The organism is Streptomyces sp. NPDC055189, assembly GCF_053606765.1.
In genome coordinates this window covers 14,298-35,916 of record NZ_JBSGSG010000022.1, presented here as the reverse complement: position 1 = coordinate 35,916, position 21,619 = coordinate 14,298, and the positions used below count along the sequence as shown (strand labels likewise).

Below are 21,619 nucleotides of genomic sequence, written 5' to 3'. Positions count from 1 at the left end.
TCCGGGACTCGATCAATTGACATACCGGTTGGTACGCTCAACCGCCCCTTCTCTCACACCAGTTGGGAGGCACGATGCGTACCCGCATCAGACGCCTGACGGCCCTCGGCGTCAGCGTGTTGACCGCCGCGGCTTTTCTGCCGTCGTCCGCCGCCACCGCGGGCGCGGCAGAGGCGCGCGAAGGCCGCCATCCGTCGGGCGGCGGCCTGTCCGCGACGGTCCGCTACACCCAGTACGGCATTCCGCACATTCTTGCCAAGGATTACGAGAACCTCGGCTTCGGCACCGGCTGGGCGCAGGCCGCCGACCAGGTGTGCACCCTCGCCGAGGGATATGTGACCGTGCGCGGGGAGCGCTCTCGCTACTTCGGCGCGGACGGCAAGCCCGACGGCTCGCTGTCCTCGGCGACCACGAACCTTGCCAGTGACCTCTACTTCGGCGGTGTCCGCGACACGCGCACGGTGGAGAAGCTCCTGAAGGAGCCCGCGCCGGCCGGTCCGAGCGCCACGTCGAAGAAGCTGATGCGCGGCTTCGCGGCGGGCTATAACGCCTGGCTGAAGCAGAACCGCGTCACCGACCCCGCCTGCAAGGGCGCCGAGTGGCTGCGCCCGATCTCCTCCCTGGACGTGGCCCGGCAGGGCTTCGCCGTCCAGGTCCTCGGCGGTCAGGGCCGCGGCATCGACGGCATCACCGCCGCGCAGCCGCCGGGCGCGACGGCCCCGGACCGCTCCCCCGACCCCGAACGCACCGCGGAAGAGGCGCGCAAGCTCTTCTCGGCGGACGAGGCCGTGATGGGTTCCAACGCGGTGGCGTTCAGCGGGAGGACCACCGCGAACGGCAAGGGTCTGCTGCTCGGCAATCCGCACTACCCCTGGCAGGGCGGCCGCCGCTTCTGGCAGTCGCAGCAGACCATTCCGGGCGAGCTGAACGTCTCGGGCGGTTCGCTGCTCGGCACGAGCGTGGTCAACATCGGCTTCAACGGCGATGTGGCGTGGAGCCACACGGTGGCCACCGGCGTGACCCTGAATCTGCATCAGCTCACCCTGGATCCGTCCGACCCGACCGCCTATCTGGTGGACGGCAAGCCGGAGAAGATGACCAAGCGGACGGTCGAGGTGCCGGTCAAGGGCGGCGCTCCGGTGACCCGTACGCAGTGGTGGACCCGGTACGGTCCGGTCACCACCGGCCTCGGGGCGCAGCTCCCGCTGCCCTGGTCGGCCAAGACGGCGTACGCCCTGAACGACCCCAACGCCAGGAACATGCGCGGCAGCGACACCGACCTCGGCTTCGGCAAGGCGCGCTCCACCGACGGCATCCTGAAGGCGCTGCGCGACACCCAGGGCCTGCCCTGGGTCAACACCGTCGCCGCCGACCGCAAGGGCCATTCGCTGCTCAGCCAGTCCCAGGTCCTTCCCCGCATCACCGACGACCTGGCGCAGCGCTGCTCCACCGATCTGGGCAAGGTGACGTATCCGGCGTCGGGTGTGGCCGTGCTCGACGGCTCGCGCGCCGACTGCGCGATCGGCTCGGACAAGGACGCCGTACAGCCCGGTGTCTTCGGCCCGTCGAAGATGCCGACCCTCAAGGACGCCCCGTACGCGGAGAACTCCAACGACAGCGCCTGGCTCACCAACGCGGACAAGCCGATCACGGGCTACGAGCGGGTCTTCGGGACGATCGGCACACAGCGCTCCATGCGGACGCGCGGCGCCATCGAGGACGTTGCCGCGATGGCCGAGAAGGGCGGCCTGACGGTCAAGGACCTGCAGAAGCAGCAGTTCGCGAACCGGGCGCCGGCGGGCGATCTGGCCGCCGGCGACGCGGCGCGTGCGTGTGCGGCACTGCCCGGCGGCACGGCAACGGGCACGGACGGCAAGGCCGTCGACGTACGGAAGGCCTGTGGCGTCCTCAAGGCATGGGACCACAGCATGAACACCGGCAGCAGGGGCGCGCTGCTCTTCGACCGGTTCTGGCGCAAGCTCGTGGCCGCCGTGCCCAACGCCCAGCTGTGGAAGGTGCCGTTCTCCGCCGCCGACCCGGTGCGCACCCCGAACACCCTCGACACGGCCGCGCCCGGCTTCGCGACCGCGCTCGCCGACACCGTGTCCGAGCTGAGCGGGGCGGGCATCGCGCTCGACGCGCCGCTGGGCAGTAACCAGTTCGTCGTACGCGGCTCGGAGCGGCTGCCGGTGCACGGCGGCACGGAGTCGATCGGCGTGTGGAACAAGGTCGAGCCGGTCTGGGACGCGAAGGGCGGCGGCTACACGGAGGTGGCGCACGGTTCGAGCCACATCCAGGCGGTCGGCTGGGACAAGAGCAGCTGCCCGCAGGCGCGCACGCTGCTCACCTACTCGCAGTCGTCGAACCCGAACTCGCCGCACTACCGCGATCAGACGCGGCTGTACTCCGGTGAGCGTTGGGTCACCTCGCGGTTCTGCGAGAAGGACATCCTGCGTGATCCGGAGCTGAAGGTGGTCAAGGTGCGCGAGCACCGCTGAGGCCACGAGGCCACGCCGACCGGAGCCGGGTCGCACCGCGTCTGTAGCGCGGTGCGGCCCGGCTCCGTCGCGTCCGGGGGCGCTCACATGTCCGCGCTCACGTGTCCGGGGCGCTCACACGTCCGCTGCGCTCAGCCGTCGGTGAGGCCGTCCTCGTATGCCGTGAGCGTGTCGATGAACAGCTTCCGCTCGGCCGCCGTCAGCGGCGCGAGCGCCTTGCGCCAGGCGACGGCACCCCTGCCGAGCCAGCCGTCGATCGACGCGCGGTGCGCGTCGGCGATGCCGACGATCTTGCGTCGGCGGTCGGCCGGATCCTCCTGCCGCTCCAGGACTCCCTTACGGCTCAGTTCGCCGGCCATCAGGCTCACGGTCGTCGGCGCGACCTCCAGGCGTGCGGCCAGTTCGTTGACGCTCATCGGCCCGTCGAAGAGCAGATAGGCGAGCAGCGAGAGGTGGCGGGGCGCGAGCGCCAGCGACTGGAGCTCTTCGGGGATCTTGATCCGCTTCACGCGTCCGACCATGCGCGGCATCAGCAGGAGCAGGGTCCGGACGGCGTCGTCGACCTCCGGACCGGCCTGGTCGCCGGTTGACACTCGCCACCCTCCTCAATAGCTTTGACATCAAAGCTATTTCGCTTTCAAAGCAAACGCACCTGCGATGCCGATGCTATCGAAGGGGTACACAGCCATGCCCGAAGAGCCTGAACAGCCCGCGCAGCAGCCCCTCTCCCCCGCCGAGTTCAACCAGCGGCTCATGGCCGATTTCCGGGCGAACGGAGGCCAGGTCGGCGGCATGTTCGCCGGCGCCCCGCTCGTCCTGCTGACCACGACCGGCGCCCGCAGCGGCCGCCCCCGGAGCAACCCCGCCGTGTACGCACGGGACGGCGACCGGCTCCTCGTCTTCGCGTCCAACGGAGGCGGGGACAAGAACCCCGACTGGTACCACAACCTCCTGGCCGACCCGCGGCTCACCGTGGAGATCGCCGACGGCGCGGGCGGCGTCGACCGCTTCCCGGCCACGGCCGAGCCGTTACGGGGCGAGGAACGCGACCGCCAGTACGCGGCGCAGTGCGAGCGCGACCCCGCCTTCACCGCCTACCGGCAGGGCACGAACCGCACCATCCCCGTCATCGCCCTGCACCGCCTGACCGCGGCCGACCCGGCGCGACACCGCGCGATCGCCGACCACCTGGTCCGCGTCCACGCCGAGTTGCGCGACGAACTCGCCGACGTGCGCAAGGAGACAGCGGCCCGCCAGGCCGCTCCCGGCCCCGGGCGCCCCGCGCCGCCCCTCGACCGGCAGCTCTCCCGGCACTGCCTCACCCTCTGCGGCGCACTCCACGAGCACCACACCAACGAGGACGGCGCCTTCACCGAACTGGAGCGCCAGTTCCCGGAGTTGGCCCCGGCCATCGCGAGGCTCCGCGAGGAGCACAGGACCGTCGCGCGCACCCTGGCCGAGCTGGAGGCGCTCATCGCCGATCCGGACTCCGCCCCCGACCTGATCGGCGAGATCGACCGGCTCACGTCGGGCCTGGAGACGCACTTCGCCTACGAGGAGGAGCAACTCCTGCCCTCGCTGTACGGCCGTCGCCGCTAGAGCGCGCGCTCCCGTCCCTCCCAGTACGGCTCCCGCAGCCTTCGCTTGTAGAGCTTGCCGTTCGGGTCGCGTGGCATCACCTCGATGAAGTCCACGCTCTTCGGCCTTTTGTAGCCCGCCAGTTGGCGTTCGCAGTGCTCCAGGATCTCGGTGGCGAGCGTGTCGCCCGCCGTGTGTCCTTCGGCCACCTCCACCACCGCCTTGACCTGCTCGCCCCACTCGTCGTGCGGGATGCCGAACGCGGCGGCGTCCGCGACGGCGGGGTGGGTGAGCAGCGCGGACTCGATCTCGGCGGGGTAGATGTTGACGCCGCCCGAGATGATCATGTCGATCTTGCGGTCGCGGAGGTAGAGATAGCCGTCCTCGTCGAGGTAGCCGAGGTCGCCGACCGTGAAGAAGTCGCCGATGCGGTTCTTCTTCGTCTTGGACTCGTCCTTGTGGTACGAGAATCCGCCGGTGCTCATCTTCATGTAGACGGTGCCGAGTTCGCCGGGCGGCAGCTTGTTTCCGTCGTCGTCGAAGACGGCCAGTTCACTGATGGGCCACGCCTTGCCGACGGTGCCCGGCCGCTTCAGCCAGTCCTGCGCGGTGGCGAAGGCGCCGCCGCCCTCGCTGGCCGCGTAGTACTCCTCGACGCACTCGCCCCACCACTCGATCATCGCCCGTTTGACGTGGTCGGGGCAGGGTGCGGCGCCGTGGATGGCGTGGCGCATCGACGACACGTCGTACGCGGCCCTCGTCGCGTCCGGCAGCGCGAGGAGGCGGTGGAACTGGGTGGGCACCATGTGGGTGTGGGTGCACTTGTGCGCGTCGATGAGGCGGAGCATCTCCTTTGGCGTCCACTTGTCCATCAGGACCAGGGGGTGGCCGATGTGCAGTGCCGCGCCCGCGAATTGGAGGACCGCGGTGTGGTAGAGCGGTGAGCAGACGAGGTGCACGTTGCCGTCGAAGGGCTTGACGCCGAAGATGCCGAGGAAGCCGCCGAGGTAGGACTCCTCGGGGAGCTTGCCGGACAGCGGGCGGCGGATGCCGCGCGGGCGTCCCGTGGTGCCCGACGTGTAGTTCATGACCCAGCCGAGCGTACGGTCGTCCGGGACGGACTCCGGTTGCCCGGCGAGGAGTTCGGCGTAAGGGCTGAAGCCCGGCACGTCGCCCACGGCGTACCGGTGCGTGGCCGGGAGCTTCGCCTCGTCGGCGGCGTCGGTCGCCGCCTGCCCGAAGCGTTCGTGCGCGACGAGCACCTTCGCCCCGGAGTCGGCGACGATCCAGGCGATCTCGGGCCCGACCAGGTGGTGGTTGACCGGCACGAGATAGAAGCCGGCCTGCGAGGCCGCCAGGTAGGCGGTGAGGAATTCGACGCCGTTGGGCAGCACGACGGCGAAGGCGTCGCCGCGTTCGAGGCCCGCGGCGCGCAGCCCGTGGACGAGCTGGTTGACCGCCGCGTGCAGGCGCCGCGCGGTCCACTCCTCGCCGTCGGGCGCGATCAGTACCACACGGTCCGGGTCGGCCTGGGCCTGCGCCCAGAAGCCGTTGGGGGGCGTGCTGCCCGGCTTGCTGCTCATAGGGGCCTCTCCTCCGTCGTCGTCTCGTCCGTCGCGTCCGGGCGTCAGTGGCGTCCGGCTATGCGGTTCACGCGGTCGATGGCGCGCTCGAAACCGCGGGTCAGGTCGTCGAAGACCGCCTGGACGCTGCGTTCGCTGTTCATCCGGCCGACGATCTGCCCGACGGGTGTGCCGAGCAGTTCTTGGACCTCGTACTTCTGGATGCGCGAGACCGCCTCGGCCACCAGCAGGCCCTGCAGCGGCATGGGCAGCGTGCCGGGACCGTCCGGGTCGTCCCAGGCGTCGGTCCATTCGGTGCGCAGCTGGCGTGCGGGCTTGCCCGTGAGGGCGCGCGAACGGACCGTGTCGCCCGAGCCCGCCGCCAGGAGCTTCTCGGTGAGGGCCCGCGAGTGCATGTCGGCCTCGGTGGTGGTGAGCCAGAGGGAGCCGAGCCACACGCCCTGCGCGCCGAGCGCGAACGCCGCCGCGATCTGCTCGCCGCTGCCGATGCCGCCCGCCGCCAGCACCGGAAGGGGCGCGACGGCCTCGACGGCTTCCGGGGTCAGCACCATGGAGGCGATCTCGCCGGTGTGGCCGCCCGCCTCGTAGCCCTGCGCGACGACGATGTCGATGCCCGCGTCCGCGTGTTTTTGCGCGTGCCGGGCGCTGCCCGCGAGGGCGGCGACCAGTACGTCATTGTCGTGCGCGCGCTGGATGACGTCGGCGGGCGGCGAGCCGAGCGCGTTGGCGAGCAGCTTGATCGGATAGTCGAAGGCGACGTCGAGCTGGTTACGGGCGACCTGCTCCATCCATCCGGTGATGCGCCAGCCGGAGGCTTCGCCTTCGGCCAGTTCGGGTACACCGTGCTTGGCGAGCGTGTCCTCGACGAACCGGCGGTGCCCTTCGGGGATCATCGCCTCGACGTCGGCCTCGCTCACCCCCTCGACCTTCTTGGCGGGCATCACGACATCGAGTCCGTAGGGCCGGTCGTCGACGTGTTCCTGCATCCAGTCGAGATCCCGGGCCAGTTCGTCGGGGGCCGTGTAGCGGACCGCGCCGAGCACACCGAATCCGCCCGCCCTGCTGATGGCGGCCGCCACCGCCGGGAAGGGCGTGAAGCCGAAGATGGCGTGCTCGATCCCCAGTTTCCTGCTCAGCTCTGTCTGCATGGGCGCAGGATGCCGCAGCCGTCCGGACGACGGAAGAGATTTTCTGATGCAGTGTCAGATCTTTGCCGGGCGCCCGCGGTTGACAGGGCCGGGCCCTGACATGAAAGTTTCAGCAGTCTCTTGTGATCCCGAAAGATAATTTCAGCTCGGAAGAGTTTCAGGAGGGGGCACGGCCATGGCCGAGGACAGCGGGGCGGCGGACAGAGCGGAAGACGGCCTGAGCCGTCGCCAACTGGGAGCGCGGGCCGTGGCCCTGGCCGGGGCACTCGCGCTCGTGCCGTTCCCCGCGGGCCCTGCCGCAGCGGCGGCGGGCTCCACTGCGGCGGGCTCCGCGTCCGGCGCCGGGCGTCCGACGCTGCGGCCCGGCACCCCCGAGCGCGCCGGACTGCTCGCCGGGCATCTGCGGCAACTGGTCGCCGACGCCGAACAGTTCCTCGGCCCCTCCCCCAAGCACCCCTGGTACGCGGGCGCTGTCCTGCTCGCGGGCCGCGGCGGCACGGTCGCCCTGCACCAGCCCATCGGCAAAGCGGTGCGCTACGCGTCGTACGACGAGAAGACCGACACCGGCGTCGAACTGCCCGCCGACCGGCAGATCCCGATGGCCAAGGACACGGTCTTCGATCTCGCCTCCGTCTCGAAGCTGTTCACCTCGCTGCTCGCGGTGCAGCAGATCGAGCGCGGCAAGCTGGAGCTGGAGGCGAAGGTCGCCTCGTATCTGCCCGATTTCGGGGGCGCGGGCAAGCAGGACGTCACCGTCCGCCAGCTCCTCACCCACACCTCGGGCTTCCGCGCCTGGATCCCCCTGTACAAGGAACCCACCCGCGAGGGCCGGCTGCGCCTCATCTGGCAGGAGAAGCCGCTCAACCCGCCGGGCACCAAGTACCTCTACTCGGACCTGAACCTGATCTCGCTCCAGCTGGTCCTCGAAGAGATCACGGGCCGCCCGCTGGACGCACTGCTCCGCGACGAGATCACCGCTCCGCTCGGCATGCACCGCACGCGCTACAACCCGCCCGCCTCCTGGCAGCCGAAGATCGCCGCCACCGAGGACGCCCGGCTGCCCTGGTCGGGCCTGGACAGAGGCATGGTGTGGGGCGAGGTGCACGACGAGAACGCCTTCGGCTTCGGCGGGGTCGCCGGACACGCGGGGGTCTTCTCCTGCGCCTGGGACCTGGCGATCCTCGGCCGTACGCTGCTCAACGGCGGGGTCTACGGCCGCTCCCGCATCCTCTCCGACGCGTCCGTGAAGCTGATGTTCACCGACTTCAACACCGCGTTCCCGGGCGACGAGCACGGCTTGGGCTTCGAGCTCTACCAGCACTGGTACATGGGCGCGATGGCCACGCCGCGCACCGCGGGCCACACGGGCTTCACCGGTACCTCCCTCGTCCTGGACCCGACGACCGACTCCTTCCTCGTGGTCCTCGGCAACTCGGTCCACCCGGTGCGCAGCTGGCGCTCGGGGTCGGCCCCGAGGGTGGCGGCGGCGAACCAGCTGGCACGCGCCGTTCCGGTACGTCCCGCGCGGGGGCGCACCGCCTGGTTCTCCGGCATGGCGAACGCGGCCTCGGCCACCCTGACCCTGCCGCCGCTCGCCCTCACCACGGACCGGGCCAGGCTGCGCTGCGAGCTGTGGTGGGACACCGAGCCGGGCTCGGACCAACTGCGCCTGGAGTCCTCGCGGGACGACGGCGCTACGTGGCAGCCGGTGCCGTTCACGACGCAGCACCGGGGCTCGGACCCCCGCCGGCACCCCGACGGCACCGCGTCCGGCTGGTCCGGACGCGTCTGGCACCGCCTGACCGCGGACCTCTCGGAGCTGCGGGGCGGGCAGGTGCGGCTGCGCTGGCGGTACGCGACCGACCAGCTGTACGTGGGGCGCGGCGCCTACGCCGACGGGCTGCGCGTCGAGGACGGCGGCCGTACGGCCTTCGACGAGGCACGGCCCGCCGACGCGGCCCGCATCGAGGCGGTGGGCTGGGCCCCCTCGGCCGACTGACGGCAGGGGGCCCGCTCCCTACTCCCCCAGCACGGCCATGGCCGCGTTGTGGCCGGGAATGCCGCTGACCCCGCCGCCGCGCACGGCTCCCGCCCCGCACAGCAGGACGTTGGCGTGCCGTGTCTCCACTCCCCAGCGGCCGGTGTCCTCCTGCGCGTACGGGAAGGCCAGATCACGGTGGAAGATGTTGCCGCCGGGAAGGCGCAGATCGCGTTCGAGATCGAGTGGGGTCTTGGCCTCGATGCAGGGGCGCCCGTCTTCGTCGGTGGCCAGGCAGTCGGCGAGCGGCTCGGCCAGGTGTGCGTCCAACTGGGCCAGGGTCGACTTCAGGAGTTCGGCCCGTACGGCGTCGTTGTCCCGGGCGAAGAGACGGGCGGGCGTGTGCAGCCCGAAGAGGGTGAGGGTCTGGCAGCCGCGCTCGACGAGTTCGGGGGCGAGGATGCTGGGGTCCGTGAGCGAGTGGCAGTAGATCTCGGACGGCGGTGCGGCGGGCAGCTCACCGGCCGCGGCCCGGGCGTAGGCGGCTCCCAACTCGCCGTAGCCCTCGCCGATGTGGAAGGTCCCGGCGAAGGCCTCGTGCGGGTCGACCGAGGTGTCGCGCAGCCTCGGCAGCCGTTCGAGCAGCATGTTGACCTTGAGCTGGGCGCCTTCGGCCGGGGCGGGCGGTGTGTCGCCGACCAGGGCGGCGAGCTCCTGCGGGGACGCGTTGACCAGGACGTGCCGTGCGGCGACGGTCGCTTCGCGCTCGGGGGTGCGGTAGGTGACCTCGGCGCTCTGTCCGTCCGACTCGATGCGGGTGACCTCGTGGTCGGTGGCGAGTTCGGCGCCCGCCGCGCGGGCCGCGGCCGCGAGGGCTCCGGTGAGTGCGCCCATACCGCCGACGGGCACGTTCCAGTCGCCGGTGCCGCCGCCGATGACGTGGTAGAGGAAGCAGCGGTTCTGGCGCAGGGACGGGTCATGGGCGTCGGCGAACGTCCCGATGAGGGCGTCGGTGAGCACCACCCCGCGCACCAGATCATCGTGGAACCGCTCCTCGATGACGGCGCCGATGGGCTCCTCGAAGAGCACCCGCCAGGCGTCCTCGTCACCGATCCGCTCACGCAGGGCGTCGCGCGTGGGCAGGGGCTCGGTGAGCGTGGGGAACACCTGCTCGGCGACCTGCCCCGTCATGGCGTAGAACTCCCGCCACGCCTCGTACTCCCGGGGGCCGCCGGTGAGCCGCTCGAACGCGTCCCTGGTGCGCGCGTCGCCCCCGCCGACGAGCAGCCCCGTCGGACGCCCGTCGCGCTCGGTCGGGGTGTAGGAGGAGACGGTGCGGGTGCGCACCCGGAAGTCCAGGTCGAGGTCCCGGACGATCTTCCGCGGCAGGAGGCTGACCAGGTACGAGTAGCGCGAGAGGCGGGCGTCGACACCGGCGAAGGGGCGACTGGACACGGCCGCGCCGCCGGTGCCGGAGAGCCGCTCCAGGAGCAGGACGGAACGTCCGGCACGGGCGAGATAGGCGGCGGCGACGAGGCCGTTGTGACCACCGCCGACGATGACGGCGTCGTATCGATCGCGAGGAGGCATAGCCCTTGGTAACACGTAAAGGGCCCCGAAGGGGCGCGGGGAACTGCGCGACCAGCCACGACGCGCCCGCAGCCGATCACGAACCGAAGACGCCCCCTAACGCGCCCCGCGAGAAACCGCGTCCCGCGCGAGTCAATGCCCGCCCATAGCCCGCCGCTGGCGCAACGCCGCGACCCGCCGGTAGAGCTCCACCGCTTCCGTCCCGCGCCCCAGCTGCTCCAGGCAGTGCGCCTCGTCATTGCGGCTGGCGAGGGCGTCGGGATGGTCGGCGCCAAGTACCTGCTCACGCGCGGCAGCGACCCTGCGGTACTCGGTCAGGGCGTCGGCCCAGCGGCCGAGCCAGCCCAGGCCCACGGCCACCTCGCGGCGGCTGACCAGGGTGTCGGGGTGGTCGCCGCCGAGGACGCGTTCGCGGATCGCGCAGACGTCACGGGCCTCGGCAAGGGCTTCCTCCCAGCGGCCCTGGCGGCCGAGGTTGACGCCGAGGCCGTGCCGGGCGCGCAGGGTCTCGGGGTCGGAGGGTCCGTTCACCCGGGTGCGGTCGTCGATCAGGTCGCGGTACAGCTCCAGGGCCTCGCCGCTGCGGTTGAGCCGTCCGAGGCTGATGCCCACCTCGTAGCGCGCGGCGAGGGTGTCGGGGTGGTCGGGGCCAAGGGCCCGCACGCGCGCGTCGGCGACCTCGCGGTACGTCTGCAGCGCCTCGGGCCAGCGACCCAACTGGCCCAGGGCGTAAGCGACTTCGTAACGGGTGACCAGCGTGTCGGGGTGGGTGGCGCCGAGGACGCGCGCCCTGGCCGTCGCGACCTGGCGGGCCAGTTGGTAGGAGTCCTCCAGGCGGCCGAGCCTGCTGAGGTTGTACGCGAGGTTGTGGCGGCAGCGCAGGGTGTCGGGGTGATCGGCGCCCGCGGTCCGCTCCCGCACGGCGAGCACCGAGGTGTACATCTGGTGCGCCTCGAAGTGCCGCCCCAACTGCCCCATGACGTACGCCATTTCCTGCCGGGCGGCGAGCGTGTCCGAGTGCTCGGGGCCCAGGGTGCGCTCCCTGCCCTGCGCGACGCGGCCGTACTCCCGCAGGGCATCGGCGGCCCGGCCGGTGCGGCTGAGGGTGAAGCCCACTTCGTAGCGGCTGGCGAGGGTGTCGGGGTGGTCGGGTCCGAGGGCGTGCTCCCGCTCGGCGGCCACCGCGCGGTGCACCTCGCCCGCCTCGGCCCAGCGGCCAAGACGCCCCAGGCTCAGGCCCGCGTTGTGCCGGCTGACGAGGGTGGCCACCACCTCCGGGGACGGGGTGGGCCGTTCGGGCCGGCGCGGGGTGGCGGCCCTGCGGGCGTCCGTGCGCGGGATCCACTCGCCGGTCAGACCCGCCGCCGCGTCGGGCGGTGTGGTGCGCAGTTCGGACACGCCGTTCGCCTTGTGTCCTGTCGTCATGCCGCGGGTCCACGAGGGCAGCCGCGGCTCGTGCGAGGGCGGCTGCTCCGGGCGGCGCGCGGGCGGGGTGACGACGGTGGGGACGTACGAGGGAACCACCGGAACGACGGTGCGGCCCGAGATGATGCGGCGCCCCAGTTCGCGGGCGTCGCGAGGCCGGTCGTCCGGCTCCTTGGCGAGCAGGTCGAGGACGATCTCCTCGAAGTACTCGGGCAGCTCGCCGCGGTGCCTGCGCGGCGGCTCGGGCGCCGTGTCGCGGTGGCCGACGAGCACCGCCCAGGCGTCCTCCAGGTCGAACGGCGGCGCCCCGGTGGCGATCTCGTACAGGACGCAGCCGAAGGAGTAGAGGTCGCTGCGCTGGTCGACCTCGGCGCCGCTGATCTGCTCGGGCGACATGTAGTGCGGTGTGCCCATCGCGATGCCCGTGCCGGTCAGGCGTGAGGTGAAGCCGATGTCGTGGCCGAGCCTGGCGATGCCGAAGTCGCAGATCTTCACGGTGCCGTCCGTGAGCCGCATGATGTTCGCGGGCTTCAGGTCCCGGTGCACGATGCCCTGTTCATGGGTGTACGCCAGCGCCGAGGCGACCTGGTCGGCGATCTCCACGACGTCCGCGACGGGCAGCGGATGCTGCCGGTTCTCCTCCAGGAGCTGACTGAGGTTGCGCCCTTCGAGCAACTCCATGACCAGGTACAGGACGCCTTCGTGCTCCCCGAAGTCGTGGACGACGGTGACACCGCGGTGCTGCAGCGCCGCCGCCACGCGTGCCTCGCGCCGGAACCGCTCGCGCAGCACGCGCGTGAAGGACTGGTCGTGCTGCGGCCCCATCGGCTTGAGGCACTTCACGGCGACCCTGCGCCCCAGTGACTCGTCGCGGGCACGCCAGACCTCGCCCATGCCGCCGCGCCCGATCAGGTCCAGCAGCCGGTACCGGCCCTGGATCAGCCTGGTGTCCGCCATCTCCCGCCGTCGCCCCCGTTGCCTCGCTTCGCCCTCCCCGGCCCGTCCAGTATGGCTGCCCGCCTGTCGAGTTTGTACGGGGCAGGCCGGGCACCGGGCCCGAGCCTGGCCATGGCGCGCAGAATGTGCTTCGGGGGAAGTTGCCAGCGTATACGCGCGGGGACGGTGCGCAGGATGGTGCCGGTGGTGACGAGCCGCCGGGTCACGATGCCGGGCGGCGGGGCCGTCCTGCCGTACAGCTCGTGGGCGTAGGGCGGCAGCGAGGCGTACGCCAGATTCGCCACGCGCCGCCACAGCAGGGCGCGCGCGGGAACCAGCAGCGGGTGGGTCGGCGGGCGCTGGAGGAAGTCGTCGACGTCGCGTGCCTCGGGCCCCGCGGCCAGTTCGGGCCGCACCCGCTCGAAGTAGGCGGCGAGTTCGGCGGTCGACGCCGGTACGCCGGCCGGGTCGAGGCCGACGAGCCTGGCGCTTTCCCGGTGTTCGGCGACATACCGGTCGGCGAGCCCGTCGGTCAGGCGGAAGCCGGACCGGCGTGCGACGTGCAGATAGGAGTCGATCTCGGCGCAGTGCACCCAGAGCAGCAGCCCGGGCTCGTCGACGCCGTACCGCTCCCCCGTGCCGGGGTCCGTGGCCGACAGCATCGTATGGATCTTCCGCACCCGCGCGCCCGCGTGCTCGGCGACCTCGGTGGTGCCGTACGTGGTGGTGCCCACGAAGCTCGCGGTGCGCATGAGGCGTCCCCAGGCGTCCTTGCGGAAGTCCGAGTTCTGCATGACGCCCCGGACCGCGCGCGGGTGCAGGGCCTGCAGATACAGGGCGCGTATCCCGGCGACCCACATCATCGGGTCGCCGTGCATCTGCCAGGTCACGGACGAGGGTCCGAAAAGGCCCGGATCTCCCGGCGCCGGGTGCCCCGATGAGGATGCCTCGCGCATACAACCACCTCCTGATCGCAGGCTACGCCGCGCGGACCGGCCTCATTCCGCCTTGAGCACCTCGGGGTTGGCGCAGTGCAGGAGCGGCTCGCCGCGCAGGAAGCGACCGGCCTCCGCGGCCACGATGCCCGCGGCCTTGTGCGCGACCTGCTGGCTGCCGCCCGCGATGTGCGGGGTGAGGACGACGCCGGGGGCGGTCAGGAGACGGGAGCCGGCGGGCAGCGGCTCTTCGGGGAAGACGTCGAAGCCCGCTCCGGCGAGGTGGCCCGATTCCAGTGCGTCGCAGGCGGCTTCGTAGTCGAGCAGCGCGCCGCGGGCGCAGTTGACGAGGATCGAACCGCGGGGCATCGCGGCGATCTGCGCGCGGCCGATCATGCCCTTGGTCTCGTCGGTGACGCGGGCGTGCAGGGAGACGATGCGCGAGCGGCTCAGCAGTGCGTCCAGGGAGACCTGTTCCGCGACTCCGGCCAGCGCGTCGGGCCGGACGTACGGGTCGTGCACCAGGACCTCGGCGCCCAGGGCGCGCAGGACCTTGGCGACCCGGCTGCCGATGGCGCCGTAGCCGATGAGGCCGACGGTCGCGCCGTCGATCTCGATGCCGCAGTTGTCGTAGTCGTAGTAGTCGCCGCGCCAGGTGCCCTGGCGCAGGTCGGTGTGGGTGTCGCCGACTCCGCGGGCGGCGGCGAGCAGCAGGGTGAGGGTGTGTTCGGCGGTGGCGGTGGCGTTGCGGCCGGGGGCGTAGCAGACCGCCACACCATGCCGCGTGGCCGCTTCGAGGTTGGCGTTGACCGGGCCGCCGCGGCTGGTGCAGAACAGCTCCAGGTCGGGGCAGGCGGCGAGGATGCGCTCGGTGAGCGGGCCGTGCTCGGTGACGCAGATCCGCACGCCCTGGAGCGCCTCGATCATCTCCTCCTCGCTGCCGGATGCCTCGATGACCTCGGCGACCGGGCCGAAGGGGGTGTGCGGCCAGGGGAATTGCAGCTCGCGGACGTCCAGCGGCAGTTCCCCCGCGGCGGCGCGCACGGCTTCGGCGAACAGGCCCGGGCGGATGAAGTGGTTGCCGGCGGCGAGGACGGTGGTGCTCATGGGTGGGTGTCTCCTGAAGGGCGGTGCGGGTGGCCGGTCAGTGCGGGGCACAGGTGTGGGTCGTCGCGGGGGCGTTGAGCCGCAGCAGCGCGGTGTGCCCGTCCTGCACCCGGATCTCCGTGAGGGCGCCGTTGAGCAGCTGCGGGAAGACCCGGCGGTAGTCGGCGAGCGGGATGCCGATGAGGTGGCAGAGCAGGACGCGTACGAGAGTGGAGTGGGCGACGAGGAGGACTCTGCCGTGCGGCTGTTGGCGGGCGATGCCGGACAGGCAGTCGGCGGCGCGCGCGGCGGCCTTGCGGGGGTCCTCGCCGCCGGGCAGGTGGTTGCCGACCGGGTCGTCGAGGAAGGCCGCGAGCTGCTCGGGGAACCGCTCGCGCATTTCGTCCCTGGTCAGTCCGTCGCCCTGGCCGAAGTCGAGTTCGCTGAGGCGTTCGTCGACGCGGGCGGGCAGACCGCAGGCGTCGGCGGCGGGTTCGGCGGTGAGCCGGGCCCGGGAGAGCGGGGAGCTCCAGACGGCGGTGAGCTCCGCGGTGGCGGCCCACTCGGCGAGCGCGGCGGCCTGCTCGCGGCCGTGCTCGGTCAGGGGTACGTCGGTGCGTCCCGCGTAGCGGTTCTCCGCGTGCCAGACGGTCTCGCCGTGGCGTACGAGGATGAAGTCGGTCACTGGGCTGCCCTCCTGCGGGCGTGTTCGGCCACGGCCCTGCCGAGCCAGCCGCGGCGGGTGAGTTCGTCGGTGAAACGGAGGTAGACGGGGAGGTAGCGGGCGGTGCGGTCCGGTGACGGGCGGATCTCCGCGCCGGTCTTGACCATGGCGGCGGCTGCTTCCCGAAGGCTCGCACCGCCGGAGGTGGCGGCGAGCACGGCCATGCCGATGGCGCCCTCGGCCTGTTCCGGCAGGCGTACGGGGCGTCCGAGGACCTCGGCGCGCAGCCGGCACCAGTAGCGGTTGCGGGCGCCGCCGCCGGTGAGGGTGAGCGGGCCGTCGACGGGGGCGCCGAGGTGGTCGAGGTAGTCGAGGCAGAGGCGTTCGAGGCAGGCGACGCCGAGCAGGTACGCGTGGAACTCGGCGGCGCGGGTGGGCACTTCCCCGAGGATGAAGGGCTCGGCTTCCGGGGCGCGGAAGGGGAAGCGTTCGCCGCCGGTGGAGACCAGGGGGTAGGCGACCGCGTCGGCGTCGAGTGCGGCGGCCTCCTGCGTGAGCAGGTCCAGGTCCTCGCCCCGGAAGTGCCGGGAGACGACACCCGCGCCGCTGCTCGACGCCCCGCCCGGCAGCCAGGTGTCGCCGGGGCCGCGGTGGCAGTACACGACGCCCGCCGGGTCCCGGACCAGGTGTGTGCTGGTGCCCTTGAGGACGAGGGTGGTGCCGAGCACCGAGTTCCAGGCGCCGGGCTCCAGGGCTCCGGCACCGATCTGGGCGGCGCAGCCGTCGGTCATTCCGGCGACGAGGGTGGTGCCCTCGGGGATGCCGGTGGCTGCGGCGGCGTCGGCGCAGACCGTGCCGAGCACGCTGCCGGGGCGCACGACATCGGGCAACAGGCTTCCGGGAACGCCGAGTTCGGCCATGACCTTGGGCGGCCAGCGCTCCTCGACCAGGTGGTAGCCGGTCTTGAGGGCATGGCTGGCGTCGGCGGCGACCTGGTGTCCGGCGAGCCGCCAGGTGATCAGGTCGACCTGGTGCAGCAGCCGCACGCCCCCTTCGGACGCGGCGGGCTCATGGTCCAGGAGCCAGCGGAGCTTGGGCAGCGCCCACGAGGGCTGCATGGTGCGGTAGCCGAGCTCCCGCCAGACCTCTGCGCCCGCCGCGTTGACGGTCACCGCCTGGTCTGCGGCGCGCCCGTCGTCGTACATCAGGCCGGGGGTGAGCGGGCGCCCCGCGGCGTCGGCGAGCAGGATCGTCCCGGACGTGCCGTCTATCGCGAGGCCCCGGATGCGCCCCGTGTCGAGTCCGCTCAGGGCCTCGCGGCAGGCGGCGGACAGCGCGGTCCACCACTGCTCGGGGCCCTGCTCGTGCCGTACGCCGTCGCGGTGGCTGGTCAGCGGCCGGGACGCGGCGGCCAGGAGTTGCCCGGTGCCGTCGACGGCGACGCAGCGGGCGCTCTGGGTGCCGAGGTCGAGGCCCAGCCAGATCCCGTCGAGGGGATCGGGCGGATGGCCGGCGGAACGGGTCTCAGACATGGGTGCCTCCCTGCGTGGTGCGGATACGGTCGCCGTCGTACGGGGTTCCGCCCGGCCCCGCCGCGCTGTTCCCCCGCCATACCGCGCCGCCCCGCCAACCGGCTTCGCGCACGATGGTCCGCCGGTCGACGAAGTCGTCGTACAGGGCGGCGTAGAACCGCGCGCGTTCCGGGTCGGGTTCCCAACTGCTCTGCATGCGGACGTACTTGTCGGCTGCGGAGTGCATGCTGCTTTCGGCTCCGGAGCGGACGAGGCCGGTGAGGAAGGCGCCCTTGGCGCCCAGTTCGGTGTCACCGGAGCGGGCGGTCGGCACGCCCGTCGCATCGGCGATCAGCGCGCACCACGCGTCGCTGTTGGCGCCGCCGCCGCACAGCCGCAGTTCGCTCACCTCCGTACGGGCCGCCGCGAGCGAGTCGCGCAGGACCAGCGAGAGTCCGTCGAACACGGCGCGGGCCATGTCGGCGCGCGAGTGCTCCAGGGACAGCCCCCAGAAGGAGCCGCGGGCGTGCGGGTCGAGGAACGGCGCGCGTTCGCCGGCCGGGGAGAGGTAGGGCAGGAACAGCAGGCCGCGGGCGCCGGGCTCCGACTCGAAGGCGAGGCGCGCGAGTTCCGGTGGCCCGGTGAGACCCAGCATCTGTGCGGCCCAGCCGAGCACTTCGGCGCCGTTGAGGGTGGGGAAGGCGCGAAGGACCCGTTCGCGGCCGCGGTAGGCGATGTTGATGCCGGAGGGTTCGCCGCTGGTGTCCACGTCCGTGCGCACGATCTCCGTGCACAGGGTGGTGCCGAGGATGCTGCACGCCTGGCCGGGGTTGACCACGCCGACGCCACGGGCGGTGGCGGCGATGTCGTACGGCGACATCACCACCGGCAGCCCGGCCGGCAGGCCCAGTTGGCCCGCGGCATCGCCGGTGATCTCGGCGATCCGCTCCGATTCCCCGAGGACGGTCGGCAGGAGCCGGTGGTAGGCGCTCAGCCCGAACAGGTCGAGGATCCGCGGGTCGTAGTCCCCGGTGGTGTGGTCCAGGAAGGGCGCGGAGGCGTCGGATTCGTCGCAGGCGCGGACCCCGGTGAGGCGCAGGAAGAGCCATCCCGCGGCGGTGAGCGAGGTGCTGGAGCGCACGAGGCGGCCCGGGTCGTGGGCGGCGAGCCAGCTGAAGAGGGCGTTGGGCATGCCGGCGCAGGTCAGCGAACCGTTGCGGCGGAAGGCCGCTTCGAGGACGCCCTCGCGCTGCCAGTGGGTGAGGAGGTCCCCGGCGCGGCCGTCGGACCACAGGATCGCGGGTCCCGTGGGGCGGCCGTCCGCGTCGACGAGCCAGGCGCCGTCGCCCTGGGCGGTGAAGGACACCAGCCGGACGGGGTCGTCGAGACCGGACAGCACACTGCGCACGGTGTGGACGACGGCGTTCCAGACGGCGTCCATGTCCTGCTCAGCCCAGCCGGGATGGGGCCGCAGAACCTCGGTGGCTAGCCGGGCGACCGCGATCTCCTTGCCCTGGTCGTCGAAGACGACCGACTTGATCATCGTGGTGCCGACGTCGATGGTCAGTACGGACATCGGTTACGTCCTTTCACGCCGGAGTCAGGCCGTGGCCGGGGCGGTGGCGGGCGCGGCGTCAGGCGGGGCGCCTGCCGCCCGTTCCGCACCTGTGCCGTCCCGTGCCGTACCCGCGTCGTCCGGCAGTTTCAGGAAGAGCGCGAGCACGGTGCTCACCGCATGCATCCCCGCGAAAATCCAGACCACCCCTGTGACGCCGAGCGGTCCGACGAAGGCGGCGACGATCGCCGGGCCGACGAAGGTGCTGGCTCCCGCGCCCAGGTTGAGCGCGGCGAGCGCCTGGCCCTTGTGCCGCGGCTCCAGCGAGGGCACCAAGGCCGAAAGCGGTACATAACCGGCCAGCGTAGCGCCGTAGAAGGCGGCGGCCGCCAGGGCGAGCGGGAAGTTGTCGCCCGCCGCGTCCGGGACGTAGAAGAGCAGCAAGGTGCTGACCGTGCAGCCCGCGCCGCCGCACCAGGCGATGGTCCTGCGCCAGCCGAAGCGGTCGCCCACCACACCGAACAGCAGGTTGGCGAAGATGTTGGTCGCGAACATCGCGCTGAGCAGGTGCAGCCACTCGGTGAGGCTGAAGCCGACCGTCTTCGTGAAGTGGATCGGCATGATCACGAAGAAGCCGAACTGCGATGCCGTGTTGATGACACGGGCAAGTGATCCCGCGCCGACCCGGGGATTGCGCCACAGGACCGTCACGCTGCCGACGAGCGTGGCGAGCGGCCCTTCGCCCTCGTCGCGTGGCTGCCTGCCGCCCCGCTCGTCGCGGACGAGGAGCAGGGCGATGAGTCCGCCCGCGGTCACCAGGGCCAGCGCGGACCACAGGGTGGCGTACGCGCCGATCTGCGGGATGAGTCCGCTGGCGACCAGCGAGCCGAGGGTCGGCAGACCGCCGGTGAAGGCGAACCAGAACCAGCCCATCGCCGTGCCGAGCCGGGCGCGCGGCGCGACCGAGGCGATCCACACCAGGAACCCGTAGGCGAACAGCGGATAGCCCAGGCCGCGCAGGCCGTACCCGAGCATCATCAGCGGATAGCTGGTCATGGGGATGGCCAGGACGAGGAAGAGCAGCTGGAAGACGCCCCAGATGCCCAGGCCGGTCCACATGACGCGGCGGGGGCCCCAGAGGTCGGACAGCACTCCGGAGAGCCAGGCGGCGATGGCCGCGGCGCCTCCGTAGACGGTGAAGAGGAGTGCGACCCGCGGCTGCGAGATGCCCTCGTCGATGAGGTACGGCGAGAGATAGCCGGACTCGACCCCGTCTCCGATCATGAACAGGAGCAGCCCGAGGTAGCCCCGGGCGAGGGTCGGCGGAATACCCAGGCGTGTGATCAGTGAACGCGGCGGAGAGGACGGGGGTGTCGGCATCGACGCTCCCCTTTCTGCGGCGGTGGCAGGAGGGACGGACGAGCCGATGGAACAGGTGGCCGGAAACGCCGGTCAATGGCGGCCGGAAACTTCCCGTCGGGGCAACGACCTGCCGTGTTGTGTCGCACCGCAGCCGCTCGCGGACGCCGCCCTCTTCCGCGAAGGCACGTTAAATCCGTGCGAACATAACGCGGCGAGTTCACACACGTGCCGCCCGCGGTGCGGGGCACGGACACCGGAGGGAGCGTGGCGATGGACCGGGTCGAGGCCCAGGAGGAGCGGCGGCGGCAGATGCGCGAGGCCGTCATCGGCCGCGGCTTCGTGCGCACCGCGGACCTCGCCGGGGAGTTCGGCATCAGCCTGATGACCGCGCACCGCGACCTGGACGCCCTCCAGGCACAGGGGTGGCTGCGCAAGGTGCGAGGGGGCGCGACCGGACTTCCCTCTGCCCAGTTCCACGGCGGCTTCGCCGAGCGGATGGCCACCATGGCGCAGACAAAGCAGCTCCTCGCGCGGGCCGCCGCGACGCTCCTCGTGCCGGGTCAGACGGTGCTGCTCGACGACAGCACGACCTGTCTGCTCCTCGCGCACCAGGCCACGGAGCACACCCCGCTGACCGTCATCACCAACTCGCTGCCCGCCGTCACCACCCTCGCGAAGGAACCCGGCATCTCGCTGATCACGCTGGGCGGCACGTACTTCCCGGCGTACGACGCGTTCATGGGCCTGCACACCGCGGACGCGGTCCGCGCCTTTCGGGCCGACGTCCTGTTCATGTCGACGACGGCTGTCACCAACGGCCGCTGCTACCACACTTCACCGGAAACGGTGCAGGTCAAGCGGGCGATGCTGGAGTGCGCGGCGCGGCGGGTCCTGGTCGCGGACCACACCAAGTTCTGCAAGGACGGGCTGTACTCACTCGCGCCGCTGACCGACTTCGATCTGCTGATCGTGGACGACGGCCTAGCGCCGGAGCAGGTGCGTGCGGTGCGCGCGGCCGGTACCGAGGTGATGGTGGTGCCGGTACGCGATCAAGCGGCCGGGGTCAGGCAGGAGCAGCCGCGGTCAGGTATGAGATGACCATGTCGCCCAGCATCGTCCGGTAGTGCTCGCGGCGGGACGCCTCGGTGAGGTCGCGGCCGAAGAGCGCGCGGAACGTCTGCCGGTTGGAGACCCGGAAGAAGCAGAACGAGCTGATCATCGCGTGCAGGTCGACGGCGTCCACGTCGGCCGTGAACACGCCCTGCTCGCGCCCGGCTTCGAGGATGGAGGCGATGACGTCGATCGCCGGGGAGCTGAGCGAACCGAGACTCGGTGAGGCGGCGATGTGCTGCGCCTCGTGGATGTTCTCGATGCTGACGAGACGGATGAAGTCCGGGTGCGCCTCGTGGTGGTCGAAGGTCAGCTCGGCGAGGCGGCGGATCGCGGACACGGGGTCCAGATGCCCGACGTCGAGCTGCTGCTCCTCGTGCCGGATGACCTTGTACGCACGCTCCAGGACCGCGGTGAAGAGCTGGTCCTTGCTGCCGAAGTAGTAATAGATCATCCGCTTCGTGGTCCGCATACGGGCGGCGATCTCGTCCACCCTGGCCCCCGCGTACCCCATGCGGGCGAACTCCTCGGTGGCCACGTCGAGGATCTCCCCCTGCGTACGGGCCGCGTCCCGGGTTCGCTTTGCGGGCGGGGACGGCGGGGGTACGGCGGCGGCCATGCAGCTCCTCAGTGCGGACTCTCGGGCGCCGGTCAGTCTAA

The 21,619-nt window shown here is 71.8% G+C and carries 16 protein-coding genes; 4 read left to right on the top strand and 12 right to left on the bottom strand.

Translation table 11 applies throughout. The annotated features are described in order from the left end of the window. The first annotated feature begins 74 nt into the window (after positions 1-74). Positions 75-2,498: a penicillin acylase family protein gene (locus ACWFR3_RS18530; protein WP_453735652.1), complete on the top strand. Its 2,424-nt coding sequence runs from the start codon at positions 75-77 to the stop codon at positions 2,496-2,498. Positions 2,499-2,629: 131 nt separating this feature from the next. Here the strand turns inward: ACWFR3_RS18530 and ACWFR3_RS18525 are convergent, their stop codons facing one another. Next, positions 2,630-3,028: a MarR family winged helix-turn-helix transcriptional regulator gene (locus ACWFR3_RS18525; protein ID WP_453735706.1), complete on the bottom strand. Its 399-nt coding sequence runs from the start codon at positions 3,026-3,028 to the stop codon at positions 2,630-2,632. Positions 3,029-3,185: 157 nt separating this feature from the next. On the opposite strand from ACWFR3_RS18525, the gene ACWFR3_RS18520 reads away from it, so the two are divergent. Next, positions 3,186-4,097: a nitroreductase/quinone reductase family protein gene (locus ACWFR3_RS18520; RefSeq protein WP_453735651.1), complete on the top strand. Its 912-nt coding sequence runs from the start codon at positions 3,186-3,188 to the stop codon at positions 4,095-4,097. Here the strand turns inward: ACWFR3_RS18520 and ACWFR3_RS18515 are convergent. Together ACWFR3_RS18515 and ACWFR3_RS18510 are read right to left on the bottom strand one after the other, a co-directional pair. Then, positions 4,094-5,659, bottom strand: a complete 1,566-nt coding sequence (locus ACWFR3_RS18515; RefSeq protein WP_453735650.1) for an acyl-CoA synthetase — start codon at positions 5,657-5,659, stop codon at positions 4,094-4,096. The two genes, ACWFR3_RS18520 and ACWFR3_RS18515, sit on opposite strands and share 4 nt — an antisense overlap. Positions 5,660-5,703: 44 nt before the next feature. Continuing rightward, positions 5,704-6,807 (bottom strand): NAD(P)H-dependent flavin oxidoreductase, encoded by a 1,104-nt coding sequence (locus ACWFR3_RS18510; RefSeq protein WP_453735649.1) that lies wholly within the window; start codon positions 6,805-6,807, stop codon positions 5,704-5,706. A gap of 175 nt (positions 6,808-6,982) precedes the next feature. Here ACWFR3_RS18510 and ACWFR3_RS18505 point away from each other — a divergent pair, with 175 nt between their 5' ends. Continuing rightward, the gene (locus tag ACWFR3_RS18505; protein ID WP_453735648.1) at positions 6,983-8,806 is read left to right on the top strand and encodes a serine hydrolase; all 1,824 of its coding nucleotides are present in this window, start codon (positions 6,983-6,985) and stop codon (positions 8,804-8,806) included. Positions 8,807-8,824: 18 nt separating this feature from the next. Here the strand turns inward: ACWFR3_RS18505 and ACWFR3_RS18500 are convergent, their stop codons facing one another. From ACWFR3_RS18500 to ACWFR3_RS18465, 8 genes are all read right to left on the bottom strand, one after another. After that, positions 8,825-10,375 carry a phytoene desaturase family protein gene (locus ACWFR3_RS18500; RefSeq protein ID WP_453735647.1) on the bottom strand — a complete coding sequence of 517 codons (1,551 nt, stop codon included), beginning with the start codon at positions 10,373-10,375 and terminating at the stop codon, positions 8,825-8,827. A 132-nt stretch (positions 10,376-10,507) separates the two neighbouring features. Further along, positions 10,508-12,757 (bottom strand): tetratricopeptide repeat protein, encoded by a 2,250-nt coding sequence (locus tag ACWFR3_RS18495; RefSeq protein WP_453735646.1) that lies wholly within the window; start codon positions 12,755-12,757, stop codon positions 10,508-10,510. Continuing rightward, positions 12,739-13,692, bottom strand: a complete 954-nt coding sequence (locus ACWFR3_RS18490) for an oxygenase MpaB family protein (RefSeq protein WP_453735645.1) — start codon at positions 13,690-13,692, stop codon at positions 12,739-12,741. Before ACWFR3_RS18490 ends, ACWFR3_RS18495 begins: the two co-directional genes overlap by 19 nt. 42 nt (positions 13,693-13,734) lie before the next feature. Continuing rightward, positions 13,735-14,778, bottom strand: coding sequence for a 2-hydroxyacid dehydrogenase (locus ACWFR3_RS18485; protein WP_453735644.1), 1,044 nt, complete (start codon positions 14,776-14,778; stop codon positions 13,735-13,737). Positions 14,779-14,815: 37 nt separating this feature from the next. Beyond that, positions 14,816-15,442: a histidine phosphatase family protein gene (locus ACWFR3_RS18480; protein ID WP_453735643.1), complete on the bottom strand. Its 627-nt coding sequence runs from the start codon at positions 15,440-15,442 to the stop codon at positions 14,816-14,818. Next, positions 15,439-16,953, bottom strand: a complete 1,515-nt coding sequence (locus ACWFR3_RS18475; protein WP_453735642.1) for an FGGY-family carbohydrate kinase — start codon at positions 16,951-16,953, stop codon at positions 15,439-15,441. Before ACWFR3_RS18475 ends, ACWFR3_RS18480 begins: the two co-directional genes overlap by 4 nt. Beyond that, positions 16,946-18,508 (bottom strand): FGGY family carbohydrate kinase, encoded by a 1,563-nt coding sequence (locus tag ACWFR3_RS18470; protein WP_453735641.1) that lies wholly within the window; start codon positions 18,506-18,508, stop codon positions 16,946-16,948. The genes ACWFR3_RS18475 and ACWFR3_RS18470 overlap by 8 nt, the downstream gene beginning before the upstream one ends. A gap of 24 nt (positions 18,509-18,532) precedes the next feature. Beyond that, positions 18,533-19,867 (bottom strand): MFS transporter, encoded by a 1,335-nt coding sequence (locus ACWFR3_RS18465; protein ID WP_453735640.1) that lies wholly within the window; start codon positions 19,865-19,867, stop codon positions 18,533-18,535. Positions 19,868-20,119: 252 nt separating this feature from the next. Here ACWFR3_RS18465 and ACWFR3_RS18460 point away from each other — a divergent pair, with 252 nt between their 5' ends. Then, entirely contained in the window at positions 20,120-20,947 is an 828-nt protein-coding gene (locus tag ACWFR3_RS18460) for a DeoR/GlpR family DNA-binding transcription regulator (protein WP_453735639.1), read from the top strand. On the opposite strand, the gene ACWFR3_RS18455 is transcribed toward ACWFR3_RS18460, so the two are convergent. Further along, the gene (locus ACWFR3_RS18455; RefSeq protein ID WP_453735638.1) at positions 20,913-21,578 is read right to left on the bottom strand and encodes a TetR/AcrR family transcriptional regulator; all 666 of its coding nucleotides are present in this window, start codon (positions 21,576-21,578) and stop codon (positions 20,913-20,915) included. The genes ACWFR3_RS18460 and ACWFR3_RS18455 overlap by 35 nt on opposite strands. Between the last annotated feature and the right edge of the window lie 41 nt (positions 21,579-21,619).